Below are 23,693 nucleotides of genomic sequence, written 5' to 3' on the forward strand. Positions count from 1 at the left end.
GATGTCTCTGGCGCTTTGACAACCGCGGCAACATCATCTGACTCTGGCGGCATATCAAACTCGGCTAATAATGAATCTATATCATCTTCTGCAGAATTTTCAGTTGAATCGGCTGATGTCTCTGGGGTTTTGACAGCCGCAGCAGCAACATCATCTGACTCTGGCGGCATATCAAACTCGGCTAATAATGAATCTATATCATCTTCTGCAGATGCATCTAGATCATCAGTTTTATCTTTCGCCGCTCCTTCTGTATCTAAACCCACCAATAGATTGTTGAGATCATCGTCATCTTCAAGAGGTTCTAGATCAGAATCTTGATCCTCCATGGCCTCAGCCCATAAATCATCTAATGAAGTCCCATCTTCATCTTCTAATTCTTTTTCGCTAATGAACATATCAGATGCCATATCCATCTCGGTATCACCGCTCATTTGGATTTCTGGCTGTAAATCAACACTGTCTGAATCCAATAAATCATCAATTGACTCTTCATCATTTGAATCTAAATGGATCACCATATCGTCAGAGTCATCATTGGCTATTGCGGTAGTTGACTCTTTTCCTGGCTGGGTTTCAGTTTTTATTTCAGCCTGTTGAGTTTTTTTATTACGGCGACTGAGAAGCCAAAAAATAATGCAAAATATCGCTATAAGAGGTATCGATGCTGCAAGGATCAACAAAATAGTGTTGTCCATTAAGCTGCGCCAAAAGTCAGCGGGTTCTTCTACTGCGGGTTCAATATTTTCAGTTTGGTCTACAAGTTTTTTATTTTCTAGCGTTAGACCTTCATATTTATCGCGTAATAGCTGTAAATCTTCTTCAAGCGAAGCAATATTTAATGACATTTGTTCAATTTTGTTTTTCAACACTTGATTGTCATTGTTGCTGATCATTAATTCATCTTGTGAGCGCGCCAACTCATCTGTAAGCATTAACGTTTTTGCATTGGCTTTATCTAGCGTGCTATTGAGATCCTTGACCACAACGGCATTAGCCTCATTAATCGCTTTGGTTTGTAGCGTTACAGCTGGTGTTTGTTTGGCTATTTGCAACGATTTTGCTGCAGAGGGCTGATTAATAACAGTACGAGGCTGAGTTTGTTTGCTAACACGGCGATCATCTTGCTCAGCACGGCGTTTAGCAACCTCATTGGGAATGGCGGCTATCACATCTGCAGAAGGGACCAGTAATATCATCCCTCGCTCTAATGTATTGTAATTATTACCGCTAAAAGCGTGTGGATTAGCGTCAAATAACGCGGCCATCACCTGATAAACACTGACATTATTACTAGGCCTGACTTTTTGCGCAATACTCCAAAACGTATCTCTTGATGTCGTCGGACCATATTGCCGTTTAGCTTGTTGTTTAACCTCGCCATTGGGCCCAGTAATTTTGAGTGTTTCTGCCTGTGCAGATCCAATAAGTTGTACACTGGTTAAGCCAACGGCTGTGCAGGCAATCAAACCCACAATATATGAAGTACGCAAAGTCATCCAATCCTTCCCTTTTAGCGCTATTGAGTTACCGGTTTGGCAACAGGCTTGAGGCAATTTTTATCGTTAGTATTATGGTCGTTAACTATATCTGATCACATCCATGATGAGCCAATTTTGCAGGCGATTTCAATGCTATTGATGTTAAAAATGATATGTTTACGACTATAAACTAGATTTACCGGACCTGCTACTATTGGGGTCAGTTAAACGAAAAAAGCCTGCTCATTGCAGGCTTTTTAAACTAAATCGCGTTGTTGATAAAAACATTACTCATTATTAAAGTGTAATTAGTAATAATCTCTAATCAAAATCTCGGCAATTTGCACACTGTTTAACGCTGCACCTTTACGAATGTTATCGGCAGTAACCCATAAATTTATACCGTGAGAGTGCGAAATATCTTTACGAACACGACCAACATAAACAGCATCATTACCTGCTGCATCAGTAACAACGGTTGGATATTCATCATCATTTTCAAATAACACAATACCTGGAGCATCACGTAAAACGGCTTTAACATCTTCAGCATCAACAGGTTGACGCGTTTCAATATGTATAGCCTCTGAATGACCATAAAAAACAGGCACACGAACCGCAGTAGGGTTAACGACAATTTCATCGTCGCCAAAAATCTTTTGCGTTTCCCACACCATTTTCATTTCTTCTTTGGTGTAGCCATTGTCCATAAACATATCAATTTGTGGTAAAACATTAAATGCTATCTGCTTTGGATAAACCGACGGCTCTGAAGGTAAACCTTGGAGTAATTTTGCACATTGATCCGCTAACTCTTCAATCGCTTTTTTACCTGTTCCTGACACAGACTGATATGTCGCCACGTTAATACGTGAAATACCAAAAGCATCATAAATTGGCTTAAGTGCAACTAACATCTGAATAGTTGAACAATTAGGATTGGCAATAATATTGCGATTGCGGAAATCCGCAATGGCTTCAGGGTTAACTTCAGGCACCACGAGCGGCACATCAACATCATTGCGAAAATGTGAGGTGTTGTCGATAACGACACAACCCGCTTCACCCGCAATAGGCGCCCATTTTGCAGACACATCGCCACCAGCAGAAAAGAAACCTATTTGTGCTTGCGTCCAATCAAACGTTTCTACATCAAGAATTTCAACTTGTTTACCGTGAAAACTGACCGTTTCGCCAGCACTGCGACTGCTCGCTAATGGAAACAACTTAGCAACCGGGAAATTACGCTGCTCGAGGATCTCAATCATAGTTTGACCCACTGCGCCCGATGCACCTAAAACGACTACATTAAATTCCTGAGACATAATTAACGCCCGACTCCTATTATTCAGTTTGAATGATCAATTTACCTTAGTTTGCTTATGCTTTACTAGGGTTAATCTGCTAAAAAGCCTACTTTGAAGTGATTATTTCTCAACTGGCTAGAAATACTGTTTTTTGCCCTCAATATGTTCCTCTATAGGTCATATCGGTCCTAGGTCATTAATTAAAGCCTAAAGCGCTGAGCATCGATTGATTAATCCCATCATCAGATAAAGTTTGCGTAGATTGAGTTAACGAGATGGCGCTATATTCTCGACGGTAAGTATGATTTTTACGCATTAAATCAAATCCGGCCGTCGTTGCAAAACAACCTCTAAAGGTTACATCATCATCACGTAAGTCATAGACTAAACGTGATAATTTCAGCAATTGGCTTTCGGTTAAATCACCTTGACTCACAATTTGATTAAATTGAAAGGTCGGTAGCAAACTCGCCAAGGATTTGTCCACCGGTAAACCGAGTAATTCACACCACTTTTGATACAATATAAAGGTGCCTCGAGCTTTGCCTTCAAGGCTATAACCGGCAATATGCGGCGTAGCAAACTCTGCCAAGGCGACTAATTCGGCCATAGGGTTAGGTTCGCCTTCCCATACGTCGAGCACAAGTTTGATATCGTCACGTTGTTGTTTAAATTTGATCAACGCTCGGTTATCAATGACCTCGCCTCGACAGCAATTTAATAACCATGTATTGGGTTTCAACTGATTGAGTCGAGTGTCATCAAATAAATACCAGGTTTTATGCTCACCCTGTTTGGTAATAGGCACATGCAAACTAATAATATCTGCATGTTCAATCAGAGTGTCTAGTGACACAAATTCACGTGTATCACCTTGTTCGGCCTTAATAGGGTCGCACAACAACACTTTTAAACCATAAGCTTGCAAACAGTTCGCGGCTGCAGTGCCGGTATTTCCTGCACCCACAATGCCCACAACTTTACCTGCTAATGACCCACCGAGACGCTGAGCCAACTCCAGCATCGCAATAAAGGCATACTCACCTACTGCCTTCGCATTACATCCTGGCGCATTAGTAAAAAAGATATTGCGCTCTACAAGATAATCAACATCTACATGATCAGTGCCAATCGTCGCACTACCCACAAATTTAAGCTTATGCGCTTGTTCAATTAACGCTGCATTCACTTTGGTCACCGAACGCACCAGCAACACATCGGCATCCTGCACTTGAACAGCGCTTAACGTTCGGCCATTTACGTATTCAATTTCCCCTAAGTCACCAAACAAGGCATCGACATAAGGCATGTTTTCATCGGCAATTATTTTCATTTTGTTATCTTATTTACTGCGAATTTAACGACATCACATTACGATTTTTTATGGAAGTATCTTATACCAAATGCCCCCACCTCGTCATTCCTAAGATTTTTTATTGGGGATCCAGCTTTTGATTTTGCTTGTAAGCCTAGGTACTAGAGCGGACTGCGTCCTGCTAGTTCGCTTCGCGGCTATAAAAGCGAAGCCAATACCTGATGCGTCTTTACGCTGCCCTTTCCGTAAGCACAGCGTCCGCTTATTATCGCTTATCATCGCTCTTCAGCTTTGCTTGTATAGCCTCTCGCCGCGAAGCGAACTAGCATCTAGGCATTTAGCCCTTTAAGCGCAGCGTTAGCCTGTTATTTTTCGTCGCTTGTCATCGCTCTTCAGCTTTGCTTGTATAGCCTCTAGCCGCGAAGCGAACTAGCATCTAGGCATTTAGTTTAAAAGGCAAAAACAAAAAAACCAGCACTGTTTCCAATGCTGGCTTTCATATCATTCACAAGTTAGCCCACAAATAACGTTTTACGCTTTATATTTACGCATCACTAATGTTGCGTTAGTGCCACCAAAACCAAAGCTGTTACTCATCATGGTGTTCAATTCCGCTTGGCGCATTTCACGCACCACTGGCATGCCAGCAGCATTCTCATCAAGGTTGTCGATGTTAATGCTTGGCGCAATAAAGCCGTCTTCCATCATAATTAAGCTGTAAATCGCTTCATGAACACCAGCCGCACCTAAAGCATGACCTGTCAGTGATTTAGTTGACGCGATTGGAGGCATATTATCGCCAAACACTTCACGTAATGCTTCAAGTTCGCGCATGTCACCTACTGGTGTAGAAGTGCCATGAGTGTTGATGTAATCAATTGGTGTATCCACATCAGCTAACGCCATCTGCATACAACGCACTGCACCTTCACCAGATGGGGCAACCATGTCATAGCCATCTGAAGATGCGCCATAACCCACAATTTCTGCGTAAATTTTAGCACCACGCGCTAGCGCATGCTCTAATTCTTCAACAACAACAATCCCGCCGCCGCCAGAAATAACAAAACCATCACGGTCTGCATCATAGGTACGTGACGCTTTTTCAGGCGTGTCATTGTACTTAGTCGATAATGCACCCATAGCATCAAAGCCCATGGTTAATGTCCAATCAACTTCTTCAGCACCACCAGCAAACACCATATCTTGCTTACCCATCTGGATAAGTTCAACGGCATGGCCAATACAATGGGCCGAAGTGGCACACGCGGAACTGATAGAATAACTCATGCCTTTAATTTTAAATGGTGTTGCTAAACAAGCGCTTGCGGTGCTAGACATAATGCGTGGCACAATATAAGGACCCACGCGCTTAACGCCTTTTTCACGCAATGTATCAGCAGCCTGAACTTGGTTTTTTGATGACGCACCACCCGTACCAGCAATCAAACCGACACGAAAATTAGAATATTGTTCTTCTGTCAAATTAGCATCAGCAATTGCTTCCTGCATAGCAATGTAAGCATATGCTGCAGCATCGCCCATAAAGCGAAGAGCTTTACGATCAATATAATCAGCGGGGTTCATTTTGATGTCGCCCCAAACTTTACTGCGTAATTGCATTTCTTCAAACTGCGCCGAGTGGGTAATACCGCTGCGACCCGCTTTCAATGACTCAGTCACTTCTTGCTTGTTATTACCGATACTTGAAACGACACCCATTCCGGTGATCACGACTCTTTTCATTTTTTTGCTATCCATTTGGTACATGTCGGTACTTAATTGCGGCAATCATAGCTGCTTTAAAGTAATTAAGTGGTCAGCTTTCCATAAATACAGGTAAAATAATGCCAAGTTATCGGCCCTGAGTAAAATATTTTGTATAAAACATCTTTATTATCTGTATCCCCAAATTTACACAACTTTTACATTTGTGATTTATTGGGCGATAAAGTCAATCAAAATAGCCGATATCCCCAACTCGCTAAACAGTATATAGACACAGTATTGCAAAGCGGTGACGGTAATAGAGCCGCCACGAATACTCAACCACGTTTATTAACGCTAGGCCAACTCGGTTTTGGAGATGGCCATGAAATAATACTCTTATTAGCAGCATTACAAGCGACTAACCTGCAAAATCCTTTGAAAAAGCATCAAACTCGAGTTCATATCAGTGTGTTTGAACATTGTCCAATAAACCGAAAGCAACTTGAACTCCAGTGGCAACAGCAAGGACTACTTCATTCGGATCATCATTTATTCGATTTTGCTCAAGCGTTACTTAATTGTGAAATAGCGGCCATCGAAGGTTGCCAACGACTGAGTCTACTCCAAAACACATTCATTATTGACCTATATCAAGGTTCGCCTATAGCACAAGCCAAAACCATTGCTACGCCGAATCAACAAAGGATAGCACATTGGTTTGCCCTTCCCCATACGAGCCAGGTCAGCTATTCGGATCATTATTTCAGTCAGCATTTGCTGTGGCAATATGGCCGGATCAGTGCTGATAATGCAACATTTTTAGCCGCTAGCTCAAATGATGACGATGTCACCCCTACCATCAAAAAGCAATTAGCACTTTGTGGATTTTTACATACTACTTCATCTCAATCAACTGATGACATCGCTATCGCGGAACGTAACGCACTAAGACAACAAATACGCCAACAGTTTGCTTATAACCCAATGCCATCTCTAGATTCTAACGACCAAACCCCTATAGCTATTATAGGTGGAGGTATTGCTTCTGCAAGTCTTGCCTTGTCGTTGGCTGAACGCGGAAAAGATGTAGTAATTTATTGTAAAGATGACACATTAGGGCAAGGTGCGTCAGGCAACAAACAAGGTGCCATTTATCCTTTACTGACTCCCGAAAATGACTCGCTAAGTCAATTTTTTCAACAAGCATTTCTATACAGTCGACGTCGTATCCAAGCATTAATTGATGATGGATATTATATTGGACATGACTGGTGTGGCGTATTACACACGGGTTTTGATCTACGCAGCCAAACAAGATTAGATAAAATTATTCATGGTCAAGCGTGGCCAAGTGAGATTGCTTTTGCCGTAAATCCAATCCAAGCTACACAGCTTGCTAAAGTAGATATCAATAAATCTGGTTTTTATTATCCATTAGGTGGCTGGGCTTGCCCGTTTGAATTAGCACAAGCCAGCATTGCCAAAGCACAAACATTAACCAAGGTTCGCATTCTCTATAATAGCGACATTCACTCACTTGAATCACACTCATCTGGCTGGCAACTGTTTAGTGCCGAAAACAAACACATCGCAACACACGATCAGGTAATCATCGCCTCAGGAGAGCAACTGACTCGCTACAAACAGACAAAAAACCTTCAGATTACCGGTTTTAGAGGTCAAGTGAGTCATGTCCCATCTCAAGGTGAACTGGCGCAGCTTAATACTGTAATCTGCGCTAATGGCTATTTGACGCCACAACATAATCAACTGCATTGCGTCGGCGCGAGTTATGTAAAAAACCCACAGCATCTTGATTTTTGCCCATTAGAGCAGCATGAAAACAGCCTTAAAATGCAACAGAGCTTTCCTAATTCGAACTGGCCTCACGATATTAATGTTTCAAACAATGATGCCAGGATCGGCGTAAGGATGGTCAGTCGCGACCACTTTCCCGTGATGGGATGTGCACCTGATGTTGAAGAATTGTTTGCGCGGTATGCCGTCCAGAAGCTATCCAAAGATAAACCCAGTCAATGGCAACGATACTGGCAAACTACACCTGCACCGATTTATGATGGCTTATATGTACTCGGCGGACTAGGCTCTCGCGGCCTAAGCTCAGGCCCACTTGTTGCCGAGTGCCTCGCTGCAAACTTATGTGGAGAACTGTCTCCCTTAAGTTCAGATTTGCAGGCACGACTTAGTCCAAATAGAATGTGGCTGCGTAAGCTGCTTAAAGGCAAAGCGTTGATGTAAAGGAGAAAGTCAAAACTAAGAATGGCTCCCTAATACAAGCATTTGAGGATGATGGCAATAAGCGGAAGATTGAACGGTAAACAAAATAGAATAAGCTAACGCTTATGTTAGGGTAAAAGCAACCAAATTCGCCATTGCGATAATGCTTTTCAGCCGAAAGTAAACATATTTGACAGTTAAGTAACAATGAAGCAGATGAGTCTTGCGGCAGGCTATACTTATTAATTTGATTTACGTTTTGAGTACAAAACACCATTAAATAAAAGTTTCAGGATCTGACTGTTTTTCACAAAAATGTTATGAAACAGATAAGAGATAAAGAAAACACCGATTATCATTAGTATGTACTCCTGAATGGGTTCAAAAGCTAACCGTTCAAAAACAAAAACATATAACAAAATAATTAGAGGTTGATGAAGTATGTAGACGGTATAACTTGAATCAGAAAAGTTCCTTATAACTTTGGAACGCCTAGAACCAACAACATATAATATTGACAGAATAGACAACATTAGACTTCCAGAAGACAGGCGATCTAAGACTTTATTAATAACCTCCCCAGCGAATATATTGAAATACGATATCAAAAAGAAAGCAGTAAATATCAAAAAAGATAATAAAAAATATTTAACACATAAAAAAGATGAAAACAACGCCTTGTTGATAAAACAAAAACACCCAATAACAAAATAACTGTAATAATAGAAAAGATTATGAAATGTAATAAACAAAACCGTTCCATCAAATGTTAACTTAGCCACAGCCAAACCAGTAATAGCAACAGAAGGAATACCCAAGTAAATCATAAACAGTAAAAAAACTGGGGACATTTCTTTACTAGAAAGAATGAATTTACATAAAGGAAGCGAAATAATAAAGTAAACGATTAAATTACCTAAGAACCAAAGATGGCCTAACCATTGGCCCTTTAACAAGTAATCAATGCTATCCCAATCGTATGACTTATTATAGCTGTAATAATTCATGATAGGGTTTAATAACAACCCACAAAACAACAGCGGCAACAGCGCTCTTAAAACTCTATCTTTGGCGAAACCATCCCTGCCTTTACTAAAAATTAACATATAAAAGAACCCAGATATTAGATAAAAAGCCTCCATTCTAAAAATTTGAATAAAATCTGAGATATATTTAATAAACCAAGATGTTTCATTAGAGAGAACCCTCCAATCCTGATCAATGCCATAAATAAGTCCTACATGATAAAAAAGCCCCAGTACCATCAATACCGCTCTACAAAAGTCAAGCCCATGTAGCCGATGAAGATTTCCATTCATATTACACTCACTGAAAACGATTTAATAAAATAATTTTACTTATAGAAAATAAAAAGAGTGAAAACAAGCGAAAGCCCCAGGTAGAAACCTATGAGGATGATGACAAAACATGAAGACTGAGCTGACACTATCCGGACCGAGCCTAGTTTTATCGATACTCTTCTAATAAATCAGCAAGTTCTTTCTTAAAATCGCTGCCCAATTTAGGATCACGCAAACCATATTCAACAAAAGCTTTCATATAACCCAGTTTGTCGCCACAGTCATGTGACTTACCTGTCATATTAAAAGCTTCAACGGTATCAGACTCAATCAGCATATCAATGGCATCGGTTAGCTGGATTTCATCACCCGCACCAGGAAGTGTTTTCGCGAGTAAGGCCCAAATCTTTTCCGACAACACATAACGGCCAACAACGGCCAAATTAGACGGCGCGGTGCCTAACTCAGGCTTTTCTACCATGTTGAATATTTTAGTCGAGTCACCAGGGTTAATAGTTTCGCCTCCGCAATCGGCAATTCCATACTTATGGACTTGATCATCAGGAACAGGTGCGACCATAATTTGACTAGCAAGAGATTCGCGATAACGAATTAGCATCGACGCTAAATTTTCAGTGCGTTGATCTGCTGAGTACGAATCTAAAATTACGTCAGGTAACACAACGGCGAATGGATTATCACCAATACACGGCTTAGCACATAAAATGGCATGCCCAAGACCTTTAGCTTCGCCTTGGCGTACATGCATAATAGTGACATTTTTAGGACAAATAGCTTGTACTTCATGCAACAACTGACGCTTAACGCGTTTTTCTAACGTTGATTCAAGTTCATAAGATTTATCAAAGTGGTTTTCGATAGCATTTTTACTGGCATGAGTCACCAGTACGATTTCTTTAATACCGGCGCTAACACATTCATCAACGATATATTGAATCAATGGTTTATCCACTAAAGGTAGCATTTCTTTTGGGATGGCTTTGGTGGCTGGCAGCATACGCGTACCTAAACCGGCAACAGGAATAACAACTTTCATAAATATCCTTATTTAGCTAACACTAAGACTAAAATGGTTAACATTTAAATAGTAAAACTAAAATGGATCCGGCGTCGGATGAGAACGTATCTTGTAAGAAGGCAAATAACGCACCAACCAGCATAAGGTTAGGATGGTTAAAAACAATAAGGTATTCGAGGGAGATTGCAGGCTAAAATCGACAGAAATATGCAGTAGCATATGCACAATGGCCATAGCACATCCAAAGGCTACCCCCTTATACAGTTTGTTGTTACGAAGGTACATGGTCCGGCATGCTAACCAAAACGAATACAAGATCCAAAAACCTAAAATGGCTGTCATTACAACCCCGTACTCAATCACAAACTGAACATATTCATTATGAGCGTGGTCATAAAAACCAGAATAAAACTGCGGTTGCTGTTGGGGGAATACGGTATAGAAACTGCCGCCACCCGTACCGGTAAATAAGTGCTGTTTAATAATCGGTAGACTATCAATTACCACTTCATCTCGGGTTTCGGCACTAAACGAGGTTTCGTTTAAACGTTGTTTTACCTTATCGACACCAAAAATTGAGCCTACAATCAATAAATCTAAAATAAAAAGACTAACAACTAAAGGTTTAAATAACGTTGGCGGACGACGGTAAATAAACAAAGACAACAACGACACCACAGCCAAAGCGGTAAAAAATCCGGCGTTGCCCATACGCGAACGGCTTAAGATTAAGCCAATCACCATGATCACGATCGCCAAGCGTAAAATAAGTTTCCGACTAAATAGTGTTGATAGTAAATCTATTAACATTCCGCGCAAATCGAACTCTGTCTTGCTGGTTTTTAGCTCTGATAACAGCCAACCAAACGCAATAGAAAGGCATAACGCTAAATAATTAGCAAAATGGTTTTGGTATACAAACGATCCCTTGGCCCTGTCACCGTCATGATAGCCAAAAATTGGTGATACATCTAACTGCAATAAATTCAGTAAGGTGCCATAAAAAGCCTGTATACAACCAGAAACAATAATCGCAATGAGTAACCAACGCAACGCCTGTGCCTGCTGACAATACTGACTTAGTAATAAAATGAATAGGGTAAAGCAAAAGGTTTTTAGTAGTTGCTGGGTGGTTTGATAGGCATCTACCGTATCAATAGCAGGTATCCAATTAAGCAGTTGCAAACACAAATACGCCAACATTAATCCTGTTGGAATTAAAAGATGTTTTTGCCAACGATAGCGTAGCAATAAGTCATTATGTATAAAGCAATAAACTATATGAGCGATTGCGAATAACACAATACCAAACTCTAATATTGCTAATGACCAAATTCGATTGCTGCCTAGCGGGATCGGCATCCATATAATTAATCCGCATAACCCTAACAACATCACACGCTGAAATGGCCCAAAAGACGCTGTTACTTTATTTTTCTGAATATTCATTAAGACACATATCCTGTTTAATCCATTGTTCATCATTGGCGCTAAAAGCAGGAATTGAATATTTAAAATAGGTACAGATTAATGGGGTTAATTGATATTGCCTAGTCAATTTTTTTAAATCATTACGCATTAACCAATTTGCACTTGCGGCATTTTTAGCGGTAGTAAACACTAACTTTTTTTGGATCACTGTTAAGTTAGGCCAATATGCAAAGCCGATTGCCAACACTTGATGCATGACTTCTGGAGTATAAGGCCCATAATGTAAGGCTTGTTCTAAATACGGCCAAGCTTGAACAATATCATCCTGTATAAAAGCCAAATTGTAAGCATAGTCGCTATATGCATTTGGCCAATTGGGTCGCTGCACAATCGCATCTAAATACAATTGATTAAATACCGAATTATTCGATTGCGCTAGCTTCGAAAATATACCCCACTCCATGACCTTGGCTAAGGTTAGTAGATAATGTGGGTTTTTGCTGTCAAGACTAAATGCGTAATTTGCTGCCAATAAGGCATTAGTATATTGTATTAATGTTGGTTTGCTGCTTTGTTGCCATTGGTCAATATAATACCGAGACTTAAAGTGATATGCGTTAGCGAATCCTTTTTGTAGCAATATAGGTAATAACCCTAGTAACGCAACAATAATAAGTGAGTATATTATGCGTCTTGTAGACAAGGTTATTTTATTCATCAATTATCTCGGCGCATTAAATAACGAGCAGGAAATACTGTGTGGTATCAATGTCGTCATTGAATAAGCATAATCTTCATCAACTAACGCACTTATTACATCATGGGCTAACGCCAGCTTAGGAGGCCGACGTTTTAATGAATGACAATCGGACGCAACGATAGAATATATTCGTTTCTGCATAAAATATTCGCTCAATTGCTGTGGGGCTGGTCCCATATCCCCCAATAACGATGCTGCGGTTAATTGAAATAAGCAACCAGCTTGCACAAAAGGAGTGATCCGCTCAGGATGGGTTTGTAACTCGCGGTTACGCTCTGGGTGAGCAATCATGGGTAATACATTTTTTGCTAATAGCCAACTAATCAGCTTGTCTGTACCCGGTGGAATATGGCTGCTAGGCAGTTCTAGCAGCAACACATCTTTTTGCTGATAACGGCCTAAAAAAGGCAATTGCTGTTGCTCAATAAACAGCATGATTTCTGGCGAAATTCTTACTTCTGCGGCGGCGCGAACTTGTATTTCTAAATTTGTTAACGCCAACGCATCACACAATACACCATAGGCTGCGTTAATTGATTGTAGATTATTATCATAAATACCTAAATGAATATGAGGGGTCGCCACCATACGCGAGATCCCTTGCTCCACTGCTAGCGTAACTAAACCAATGGCTTCATCAATTGATTTAGCCCCATCATCAATATTGGGTAATATATGGCAATGCATATCAATCATGCCTTAGTGTTTTCCTTATGGTTGGCAGCAGGCTGTTTAATTGAAGAGTCTGCACCATAGGCTTGGTAGTAACCATAATCACCCTGATACCGTTGGGCATTTTTGGTATCAAAATAATTTAATACCACGCCAAACACTTTGCTCCGGGCTTGATTTAACTTTGCTAAGGTTAACTTAATGATTTCACTGCGAGTATGACCGGTTTTAACCACTAAGACCGTCGCATCGCATAATGAGGTAATAATCAGCGCATCGCTCACCGCATGAACCGGCGGTGTATCAATAATAATTTTACCGTATTGTGTCTTTAACACAGTCAACAATTCAGCAAACTGACTAGAGGTTAATAACTCTTGAGGATTTAACGGCACCGCGCCTGCGGGCATTACATCTACGTTGGGTTTGACCTCTTTGACGATACAGTTATGTATACTATCGGTACCCGATAACACATTGGCAAGCCCTGGCTGATAAGTGGCTAAACCAAAGCGCATTCCTAAGCTAGCTTTACGCAAGTCGGCATCAATAATTAACACTTTTTCCATGGTTGCGTAGGCAAATGCTATATTCATTGACGTAGAAGTTTTCCCCTCATTAGGAGTCGAGGATGTCACTTCTATGGTCGACAATTCACTGCCCATAGCCATAAGCGACATCGAAGTTCTGATGGTCCTCACGGCTTCTGCATGCAAGCGTAACTTAGGATTGTAAAAAGCAAAGTTAATATCGTCATAACTGGTGCCTCTTTTGGCTTTAGGCACATAACCTAATGCCCGTTGCGATAATAACTTTTCAACATCATCACTGGTTTTTATGGTGTCGTTTAATGTATCCAGCAACAACACCAACACCATGGAGAAACCCAAGCTGGCAATAAATGCCAAAATAATGATCACTTTCTTTTTTGGTTTTTCAGGTATTAACGGCACAACCGCGCGATCAGTAAAACGTGCTACCGGTGAGTCAAAGTCGCTGGTCACTTCGGTTTCTTTTTGGCGAGCTAAAAAGCTGTCAAATAACTGTCTATTGGTATCGACTTCACGTAGTAAGCGCTGGTAATCAGTGTCTTTGGTACTTAAGTTTTGATAAGCGCCTTTGGCTTGGCTAAATTGTGCTTCTAATGCTCTCAAGTTTTGCACCGCGGTTTGGGCTTCGTCTTCAATCCCTTGTACTAAACGGCTTACTTGCTTAAGTAGGTTTTGTTGCACCGCAGTTAATTCAGCCTGTGCGGCAATCATTTTGGGGTGTTTAGGGCCATAAACTTGCTGTAGTTCAGACACTTTTCGCTCAACTAACACCACCTCGCGCTTTACGTTTTGTACCGACTGATGCGACGTCACCTCAGGTAAGCTTTCTAGACGGCTAATGTCAGTGGCACCATAACGTCTCACTACTGCCATAAAGCTGTCAGCTTCGGCTTTACGCGATCTCGCTACAGTAATTTCATCACTTAAACGCTCTAGCTCTTTAGCATCTAATGCCGTAACCCCTTCTACGTCAATTAGGCCATTTTCAACCTTAAATAGCTCTAATTTATATTCAGACTTATCCAGATTTAGGCGTAAATCTTCTAAACGGCCACCTAACCACACATTGGCCTTTTGGGTCATGCCCATTTTGGCTTCTAACTGGCTTATAATGTAAGTATCACCCACAGCATTTGCTACCTGTGCGGCAAGCTGCGGATCTGAGTTTTCATAACTAATTTTTACTATTTGCGTTTTACGCACCGGGGAAATACTAATATTTTGGGCGAAGGTATTAATTAATAAATGTTTGGCAATATCTTGGTTAATTTGCCTATCAACTATAGCGAATTCTTGAGGGATAAAATTTAACTTTGATATAAGCTGTGACTTAAGCTCAGCAAACCAACTTGGCGGCTGGTTAAAAACCGGGTGGTTTATTAAATCCAGATGGTTAAATACCCGCTCGGCAATACTGCGCGATTTAATAATCTCAAACTGAGTTAAATAATATTCTTGCTGACCAGAATTAATACCATACACTTCATCGATTTTAATCGCTTTAGCTTGCTCAGATTCAATCAGTAACATCGATGAAGCCTTGTAAATCGGCGTCATGCTATACACCACAAACACGGTTAATGCAGTCACTAGTAACGCAAATGTAAAAATGCGCCACTTAAAAAGCAATATAGGTAGAAGCAGTTTTTTAACATCGATAAGTTGATCAATTTGCATTGCCGCAGGGCTAATTACATTGCCAGGGGAAGCACTTTGGCGTCTTTCTTGGAAGATCATTAAAAAAATCTCTGTTCAATAGTAATGGTGTCGCCGGCTAGAATCGGACTATTAATATTGCCGCGTTCAGACTCGACTTTGCTTCCCTCACGGGATATGGCAATTTTATCTTCCGAGGCTCTTTCGGTTAAACCACCTGCTAAGGCAATTGCTTGGTTAACCGTCATCCCAGGTTGATAAGGGTAACCACCAGGCTGTTTAACTTCACCATGGATATAAAATGGTCGGTATTCGACCATGCCGACAAACACACTTGGCTCAACAAAATAATCGCCTTTTAACCCCTTGTACACCAACTGCTCAACCTGTTTAATCGTGAAGCCATTTAATTTCAAAGCGCCCAAAAAAGGGTAATTAATGGTGCCACTATTGGTTATTTTGGTTTCTAGGGTTAAGGCGTCTTCACCATAAACTTTAATCACAATGGTATCCCCTGCTCCTAAACGGTAATTTTGGGTTTCAGCACTGGCCAACATAGGTTTTATCAGCAGAAACAATGTCATAACACAGAGACATAGATGAGCTACATACTTCATGGGAATCCTATAGGGTCATTTCTGCATTAATGAAATAGACGTTGCGATCAAACGTATATTGTCGATCAGTAGAATCAACTTGAGCAATATTGACACCAGTTTCTAAAGTTAACCAACGACTAACACTATAATTAACGGCAAATTGGTAAACTTTACTTTTGTCTTCGCGTTCAATACCAGTGTAATTATCGTTGACATGGCTAAAGCCAATTTTCGATCTGAATAACTCACTCCATTCATGATTCCACTTCACGCCATAGCTGGTTACCCTTACATAATCTCCTAAACCATTTGGATCGCGACTTTCGCGTCCCGTAGTGAAGTCAAATGCCGAATAAGTAAGAGGTTTCCAGGTAACTTTAGCATCCCAAGATAAGCCGCTAAAATCTTCCCGGTTTTCATTATCAAAACTTTTTTGCTGATAACCTACTTTTATACTGCCCTCTGTCGCAGCGGTAGCCTCCCACTCGACTCCCAGTCTTACTGTATTCGTTTTACTGTCACGGTCGCCTGTTGGATCAATCAAATCGTAGGTAGTGTCAACACTTTGCAAATCAATAAAAATACTGGTTGCTGAATGGGTATCATAATAAAGTGTAGTCCCTAAAGTAGTGTTTTCATAATTACGATATTGGGTAACTGTTTCAAAATTACTGTATTCCTTGCTAAAGTATTTAGCATTAACTCTTACCCTTGCTGGAGTCGTCTTTGCTCCATATTCATAATAGCCACCCGCACTGAGCACATCATAAGTATTAGGTTCATCTTGGCTGTTACCGCTATTACCCTCAAAAATACCTGTACCACGGTCTTCATGACCAGCAATGTACATTGCTTCAAGATTAAAACGATTTGATTGGTTTAGCTCAACCTCAGAACGCGCCCGAAGTAACACATCTAAATAATTGTCATCACTACTATCGAAATAATCAGCATATTCAATCCCAGCCTCTAAGGTATGGATATTGTTACCATCCAATAGCTGGGCTTGCACTGCTGGCGTAACCGTTAAAATCCAGCTGTCTTGAGTATCAGTTGTAGCACTACTGATATTATCATCATATTTCAGGCCGCTATTTAATCCTGGGATAAAATCAATTCCCGATTCAGTTTGAATCATGCCAGCGTTTTCATCTACGGCAACAGCTGGGTTAACAAGTACTATTGAAGTAACAACCGTGGCAATGCAACTTAATTTAAATGGTATTTTCATAACTTATATCCTTATAAAATAAATAGATGATTAACAGGGGAAAATGAAAAGGCTCTCATCTAGCCTGTCGATTTCAGTTTTAAACTTCTAACTAAATTGTTAATCTTTCGGCGCTCTTCTAATGGATAATCGAAAGATACAATCTAAGAACTTAGATGCTGGCTCAGATGCATTATGCAATAGCATATGATGTAGTCATCTCCGTATGCTTGTATCGGAGATCCAGCGTTTAATTTAACGTCTTATACAAGCAACAAATTACAGCTTTAAAGAGTTAGCGGAATGACGAAAATAGTAGACTTATAGAGTCATTAATAAACATTTTTACCAACAAAGCCCGTAAAGAAGGTCAAAAAGACAATTCTTACATCCCACCACAATGACCAATTACGGATATAGGCAAGATCAAATTCAACTCGTTTCTCCATCTTTTCTAAAGTATCGGTTTCACCTCGCCAGCCATTAACTTGCGCCCAACCGGTAATCCCAGGCAATACCTTATGACGTAACATGTAGTAACTCACTAACTTACGATATTCTTCATTGTGTGAAACAGCATGTGGCCTAGGACCCACTACCGACATTTCGCCTCTTAATACATTAAAGAACTGAGGTAATTCATCTAAAGACGTTTTACGAATAAATGCACCAACACGGGTAATGCGTACATCGCCTTTACGTGCTTGAGTCACTGTTTCATCATTTTCAGTCACTGTCATCGATCGAAACTTCCACACTTTAATTTTTCGACCATCTAAACCATATCGATCTTGCTTAAATAGAATCGTTCCAGGAGAGGACATATATACTGCAATTGCGACGGCAATTAACACCGGTGATATAACAATGATGGCGCATATACTGAATACAAGATCAAAACTACGTTTATAAAAACGTTTCATACCATGAACAGGTGACTCAAATACACTAATAGTATCGACCTCACCTACACTGCCAATATGAGCATGCATTAGATTTTTCAATAAGAAATCGGGCGTAATCAGTACATCTACAGTGCTGTCTCCTAAGGTAAGAATAATCCCCGCAATGCGCTTTTCGGCTAACATAGGCAAGCAAACATATAACTTTTGTATTTCCCCAGTGCGAGCAAGTTCGACAGCATCGTTTATAGAACCGGTAAGTAAAGATGCATCTAAATTTTCAATTCTGCTTGGTTCTCGATCATCGAAGAAACCAACACATTCAAAACCTAATTCATCATGTTTGATGATTTCGTCATATAAATTTTTACCGGTTTCAGTTAATCCCACAATGGCGATTTTCTGGACACTATAACCTTTTAAACGACGGACACGCTTAACCTCACGAACACAATAACGCCAACTGACTAATGCAAATACCGACAACAGATACCAAGCGGCCATGGTGAAGCGAGAATAAACTTCACTGTATTTAAATAAAAATAACACTAAGGTCATTAATAAGAATGCGATGGTAACATTAAAAAAAATCAACCAACACATGGTTGAAAAACGACCCAAGCGCCAAGATCTATATAGCCCAAGTGACTCCCCTATATAACTATAAAAAAACAGTACACCACTTAACACCAACAAATAATCTTTATTAAAGGTAATGTTATAACCGTGCATAATAATTAATAATGCACAATAAATAATGCAAATATCGATGATCCGTAACAAAAAATTATAACGGGCACCGACGAACTGAAATTTTGAAGACCGATCCATTTCATTCACCTAATTAGCTGTAAAAATTAATTATTGATAACTTGGTTAATACTTTATTAACTAATTTTTTGGCCTCAATTATTGAAACACTCTCGGCATAACATCTAAACTCAGGAGCATTTCCGGACGGACGTAAATGTATAATATTGCCATTAACAAAGATAAAGCGGAGTCCATCAATAACATTGACGCTCGACAATTCATCCCCCAAAAGGCCCAGTTGCCCTAACAGCACTTGCGAATTTTCTTGACCTATTGCAATGATTTTCTTACTGCGCTCTGTAGCAAACTCCGTCAAACGATCACTATGAGTATAACGTTGAGGTAAATCTGTCACTAAAGCGGCAACCGAACGAGAGCTTGATATTGCATGATATAACACCATCAACACAGGTAAAATCGCATCTCTCGTGGGTAGAGCTGACAATGTGTTGCCATCAACTTCAATCGTGGACCCCAATAAAAAGCCGCCATTGGCTTCAAAACCCGCGACACACTTATAAAAAGGGTTAAGTTCCTCAAAAGCCGCAATAACATAAGGTGAACCAATTTGAGTCCGAATCACGAACTGGAAAAAACCACTTTGTTCAATTGCTGTATTGCAGCTCACAGGCACTGCCAACGCTTCAATATTTAATGCTTTAGCACACAGTAATCCTAATATGTCACCACGCAACCAATGACCATTTTCATCAGCTAACATTGGTCGGTCACCGTCACCGTCAGTCGAAAACAATGCATCTAGCTGGTATCGCTGTGTCCATTCAATCGCTTTTTGGCAATCAGCTTCGGATACAGCTTCAGTATCGATTGCAACAAAAGTATCACTGCGACCAATTAAAATGATTTCAGCACCTAACTGTTGGAATAACCGCGGATATAAATCTCTCCCTGCACTGGAATGTTGATAAATACCAATACGTTTACCTGATAACCAAGGTCTGCTAAATAAGCTGCTATAACGAGTAATATAGTCATTACTAGCAGTATCATCGACACTAAGCTTTTGAAGCTGCTGGATCGGTTCATAGGTAAATTCGCCATTAATAATAGCGATTTCGTCTGATTTATTGATTTCTCCGTCGGGGCGATAAAACTTAAGTCCGTTTCGATCAAAAGGAATATGACTGCCCGTTACCATAATACAAGGAATACCTTGTGCCATCGCACAACTCGCTAACGCAGGAGTAGGAACCACGCCATAGAAAACAACATCTACATCACATTGCGCTGCTGCAGTTGCACATGCCTGAGCCATAGCCAAACTACTAGGTCGATTATCAATAGCAATCGCTATCATAGAGAAACTAAAAGAAGCTTTCATTACATGAATAAAAGACACCGTAAAAGCGCCGCACACATTGGAGGTAAAATCGCTGACTAATCCCCTTGCACCACTGGTGCCAAAACCAATATTGCTTATGGCGATAATGTTTCTCGAATCAAGCATTGGTTATGCCATTGGTATCAACGCGTCCATAACGATCATCAAAACGAACAATATCGTCTTCACCTAAATAAGAACCCGACTGCACTTCAATCAGTTCTAATGGCAATTTCCCGGGATTCTCTAAAGCATGGATTGCACCTACTGGAATATAAGTAGATTGGTTTTCTGTTAACAGTAATTCATTTTCGCCATTAGTCACTTTGGCAGTACCTGTAACAACGATCCAATGTTCTGCACGATGATGATGCATTTGAACCGATAATTTAGCGCCAGGCTTAACAGTAATTCGCTTAACTTGAAAACGACCTCCGTGGTCAATAGAATCGTATTTCCCCCATGGTCTATAAACTTCGCGGTGATGTTGCCATTCGTTTCGGTTCTCAGATTTTAACTGCTCGACCACTTGCTTAACTTGTTGAACTTCTGACTGCTTAGCAATCAAAATGGCATCTTTTGTTTCAACCACCACCACATCGTCTAAGCCGATAACGGTCACTAGTTTTTCAGTTGCGTTAACATAAGTATTTTGAGTATTGATACCAATCACATCTCCTTTAAAGACATTGCCATACTCATCTTTATCTTCAATTTCCCAGAGCGCAGTCCAACTACCTACATCACTCCAACCACAATCCATGGGTACAACAACCGCATGCCTAGTTTTCTCCATTACAGCATAGTCGATAGAATCATCTGGACATGCTTCAAAAGCTGAATTATCGATTCGAATAAAATCAGCATCATGAGTAGTATTAGTCATCGCAGCTTCACAAGCGGAAAAAATATCAGGACTATGCAAAGCAAGCTCTTGTAAATAAGCACTTGCTTTGAATAAGAACATGCCGCTATTCCAATAATATTGCCCTGTGGCAATATAGTCTTGTGCGGTTGACAAATTTGGTTTTTCAACGAAATGAGCTACATTAAAACCGAATTCGTTGGCTAATATGTCACCACGCTGAATATAACCATATCCGGTTTCGGGAGCCGTTGGCACTATTCCAAAGGTAACTAACTTGTTCTGCTCAGCTAAAGAAACAGCTTGCTTAACTGTTTCACAAAAAGCCGACTCATTTTTAATGACATGATCCGCAGCAAGCACTAACAATATAGGGTCATCACCGTCTTGAACCGCTAACATCGCAGCAAGCGCAATGGCAGGCGCAGTGTTACGTCCTACAGGTTCTAAAATTATACCGCTATTGTTTATATTTTTTAAACGAAACTGTTCAGCTACAGAAAAGCGGTGTTCTTCATTACAGATCACTAATGCGGGGGAGTGAGCAATACCTTGTAAACGATTTGCCGTCGTTTGCAACATTGAATGATTACCCAATAACGTTAGGAACTGTTTGGGAAATTGTTGTCGAGATAAAGGCCACAAACGAGATCCCGAACCACCAGCCATAATTATTGGTAAAATCATATTAAAAACCTTTAATTAAATTTAAGACATAATAATTTATAATAATCTACAAATTACGATAACTTATTTTATTTAACAAACTAGTCTGTCAAATAAAGATAAGATTAAATCAAACTGTGATCATCTAATAGACACTAAGAGTAGAGATATCGTTTTAACATTAAGATAGAGAAAACATACCCTAAAGAACGCATTAGACAGATAATTATCACTAATAAGATTGCGTTCATAAATAAGTAAGGACTACTATAAAACAGAAACAACACCAATAAAACAGTAAAAAATAACACCAACAAGATACGATTTAAAACCCTAATAATTCTAATAAAATCATGTGACGAAGTGAATATCACTTATGTAAAAAAAACCTAACAATAATGCAAAGTTAAGATAGCTACACAAAATCCAACAAAATTACATTAGATTATCAAATCATCTATGTATCAAGTACAACTCAGAAGCTAATTTTTATTTTTTATATAGCTTACAAAAATTGGAAATATTTTTACGCCGTCAATAATATAACGTTTAAACAATCTTTTCGGAGACTGGGATAACCTATAAAGCCACTCTAAAGATAAGTTTTGCAGAAAAACAGGTGCTCGTTTTTCTTCACCACTTAAAAACAAAAAAGATGCACCAACACATAAAGCCACACCAGTAGCACCTGATTCTTTTAATTTAGTAGATAATATTTCTTGTCTAGGGGACCCTACACAAATAAAAATTAATTTTGCCGGATTATCTAAAACAAAATTAACACATATATCAACTTCGTCGTCATTATCAATAAAACCCATAGGTGGATTATAATGATTCACTGAAGCCAATCTATACTTGTCAGTAACAAATCTGATTGTTGCATCGGAACAACCAATAACCGTTATGGGATATTCTTTACTTGATATACTTTCTACTATTCTTTTAGTTAGATCACTCCCTGGTATCACATTACCAATATCAACACGTGCAACTTTAGATAACAAATTTAGAACTCTGCTATCATTTACCGTTATATCAGCCTGTTCATATACTTTTTTAAAATCAGAATTTGAATTTAACCTGACTACATGGTCAACATTAGGAGTGACTACTGTAACGTATTTTTCATTGACGTTTAAAATAAGAGCAGTCAAACTTTCAATAGAAAACCTATTAAAATTAACACCTAAAAAACTTACCTTAGTTAAAGATTCCATTTAACTTTTCCCAACGAAAAAATCAGACATTTTTATTTTCCCAAATAATAAGAAAACAAAACCAACTAAAACTTTTCTTAATGTAATTAAAAATAACGAAACCGAACGTAAACAATGATTTTTCAGAACACCGAAGGAACCTTTGTAATATCTATACTTAAACTCAGCGACAGGATCTCTATGCCCAATTGCATCAGAGTTACTAAATAAAATATTTTTAGATAAAAGCATAGCTCTTATAGCGAAATCAGTATCTTCCCCACCATTATTAATACTGCCAACACCGAAACTCTCATTAAATAACTTCAGTTTCATCACAATATCACTTTTATATATAGTCGTGTTTGAAGAAGCATTTTTAACTAACTTATAGGTACTATGGCTCTCTGTTGAATTTGGAATATCTACAGGATCTGAGCAAAACTTTGTATAAAACAACTGTACATCATCATTCTTTATTAACTTATCGAACCAGCCCCAAAACTCGGTTGGGTACCAACAGTCGTCATCAGGAAAAGAAATATAATCATAAGCATCTAACTCATTATAAAATTGGTTTATCAAAAAATTCCTGGCCTTTGATAATGAAATTATTTTTTTGCTATAATAGTACTT

General features: G+C 39.5%; 18 protein-coding genes. 1 reads left to right on the plus strand and 17 read right to left on the minus strand.

All coding sequences use genetic code 11. From position 1 onward, the window contains the following. The 4 genes from AAEZ02_RS05550 to fabB form a co-directional block, all read right to left on the minus strand. Window positions 1-1,499, minus strand: a 1,499-nt coding sequence (locus AAEZ02_RS05550; RefSeq protein ID WP_351122191.1) for a FimV/HubP family polar landmark protein, incomplete at its 3' end; no start/stop codon positions are given. A gap of 290 nt (window positions 1,500-1,789) precedes the next feature. Continuing rightward, complete coding sequence (locus tag AAEZ02_RS05555) at window positions 1,790-2,806, minus strand: aspartate-semialdehyde dehydrogenase (protein WP_124011811.1); 1,017 nt, start codon at window positions 2,804-2,806, stop codon at window positions 1,790-1,792. Between the two features lie 178 nt (window positions 2,807-2,984). Continuing rightward, window positions 2,985-4,121 carry a 4-phosphoerythronate dehydrogenase gene (locus AAEZ02_RS05560; protein WP_124011812.1) on the minus strand — a complete coding sequence of 379 codons (1,137 nt, stop codon included), beginning with the start codon at window positions 4,119-4,121 and terminating at the stop codon, window positions 2,985-2,987. A 513-nt stretch (window positions 4,122-4,634) separates the two neighbouring features. Next, entirely contained in the window at window positions 4,635-5,849 is a 1,215-nt protein-coding gene (fabB, locus tag AAEZ02_RS05565; protein WP_164839498.1) for a beta-ketoacyl-ACP synthase I, read from the minus strand. A gap of 132 nt (window positions 5,850-5,981) precedes the next feature. Here fabB and mnmC1 point away from each other — a divergent pair, with 132 nt between their 5' ends. Next, complete coding sequence (mnmC1, locus tag AAEZ02_RS05570) at window positions 5,982-8,072, plus strand: FAD-dependent 5-carboxymethylaminomethyl-2-thiouridine(34) oxidoreductase MnmC1 (RefSeq protein WP_351078428.1); 2,091 nt, start codon at window positions 5,982-5,984, stop codon at window positions 8,070-8,072. Between the two features lie 221 nt (window positions 8,073-8,293). Here the strand turns inward: mnmC1 and AAEZ02_RS05575 are convergent, their stop codons facing one another. The 13 genes from AAEZ02_RS05575 to AAEZ02_RS05635 all read right to left on the minus strand — a co-directional run bounded on the left by AAEZ02_RS05575 (window position 8,294) and on the right by AAEZ02_RS05635 (window position 23,642). After that, entirely contained in the window at window positions 8,294-9,370 is a 1,077-nt protein-coding gene (locus tag AAEZ02_RS05575; protein ID WP_124011813.1) for an acyltransferase family protein, read from the minus strand. A 148-nt stretch (window positions 9,371-9,518) separates the two neighbouring features. Further along, a complete protein-coding gene (gene galU, locus AAEZ02_RS05580; protein WP_101032183.1) occupies window positions 9,519-10,409 on the minus strand; it encodes a UTP--glucose-1-phosphate uridylyltransferase GalU in 891 nt (296 codons plus the stop codon). A gap of 57 nt (window positions 10,410-10,466) precedes the next feature. Continuing rightward, window positions 10,467-11,840, minus strand: coding sequence for an O-antigen ligase family protein (locus tag AAEZ02_RS05585; RefSeq protein WP_351078425.1), 1,374 nt, complete (start codon window positions 11,838-11,840; stop codon window positions 10,467-10,469). Continuing rightward, window positions 11,821-12,540 carry a hypothetical protein gene (locus AAEZ02_RS05590; protein WP_351078422.1) on the minus strand — a complete coding sequence of 240 codons (720 nt, stop codon included), beginning with the start codon at window positions 12,538-12,540 and terminating at the stop codon, window positions 11,821-11,823. Before AAEZ02_RS05590 ends, AAEZ02_RS05585 begins: the two co-directional genes overlap by 20 nt. Window positions 12,541-12,543: 3 nt before the next feature. Next, entirely contained in the window at window positions 12,544-13,278 is a 735-nt protein-coding gene (locus AAEZ02_RS05595; protein ID WP_101032186.1) for a tyrosine-protein phosphatase, read from the minus strand. Further along, a complete protein-coding gene (locus AAEZ02_RS05600) occupies window positions 13,275-15,542 on the minus strand; it encodes a GumC family protein (RefSeq protein ID WP_351078419.1) in 2,268 nt (755 codons plus the stop codon). The genes AAEZ02_RS05595 and AAEZ02_RS05600 overlap by 4 nt, the downstream gene beginning before the upstream one ends. Then, complete coding sequence (locus tag AAEZ02_RS05605; protein ID WP_351078416.1) at window positions 15,542-16,078, minus strand: polysaccharide biosynthesis/export family protein; 537 nt, start codon at window positions 16,076-16,078, stop codon at window positions 15,542-15,544. The genes AAEZ02_RS05600 and AAEZ02_RS05605 overlap by 1 nt, the downstream gene beginning before the upstream one ends. Window positions 16,079-16,085: 7 nt before the next feature. Continuing rightward, entirely contained in the window at window positions 16,086-17,291 is a 1,206-nt protein-coding gene (locus tag AAEZ02_RS05610) for an outer membrane beta-barrel protein (RefSeq protein ID WP_351078413.1), read from the minus strand. 311 nt (window positions 17,292-17,602) lie between these two features. Further along, window positions 17,603-19,003 (minus strand): undecaprenyl-phosphate glucose phosphotransferase, encoded by a 1,401-nt coding sequence (locus AAEZ02_RS05615; protein WP_351078410.1) that lies wholly within the window; start codon window positions 19,001-19,003, stop codon window positions 17,603-17,605. A gap of 13 nt (window positions 19,004-19,016) precedes the next feature. Further along, window positions 19,017-20,453: a phosphomannomutase gene (locus AAEZ02_RS05620; protein WP_351078407.1), complete on the minus strand. Its 1,437-nt coding sequence runs from the start codon at window positions 20,451-20,453 to the stop codon at window positions 19,017-19,019. After that, a complete protein-coding gene (locus AAEZ02_RS05625; protein ID WP_351078404.1) occupies window positions 20,446-21,879 on the minus strand; it encodes a mannose-1-phosphate guanylyltransferase/mannose-6-phosphate isomerase in 1,434 nt (477 codons plus the stop codon). The genes AAEZ02_RS05620 and AAEZ02_RS05625 overlap by 8 nt, the downstream gene beginning before the upstream one ends. A 461-nt stretch (window positions 21,880-22,340) precedes the next feature. Continuing rightward, complete coding sequence (locus AAEZ02_RS05630) at window positions 22,341-23,078, minus strand: WecB/TagA/CpsF family glycosyltransferase (protein ID WP_351078401.1); 738 nt, start codon at window positions 23,076-23,078, stop codon at window positions 22,341-22,343. Next, on the minus strand, window positions 23,079-23,642 hold the full coding sequence (locus AAEZ02_RS05635) for a glycosyltransferase family 2 protein (RefSeq protein WP_351122194.1): 564 nt from the start codon (window positions 23,640-23,642) through the stop codon (window positions 23,079-23,081). Between the last annotated feature and the right edge of the window lie 51 nt (window positions 23,643-23,693).

The sequence above is a fragment of the Shewanella sp. T24-MNA-CIBAN-0130 genome (assembly GCF_040310185.1).
GTDB lineage: Bacteria > Pseudomonadota > Gammaproteobacteria > Enterobacterales > Shewanellaceae > Shewanella > Shewanella psychromarinicola.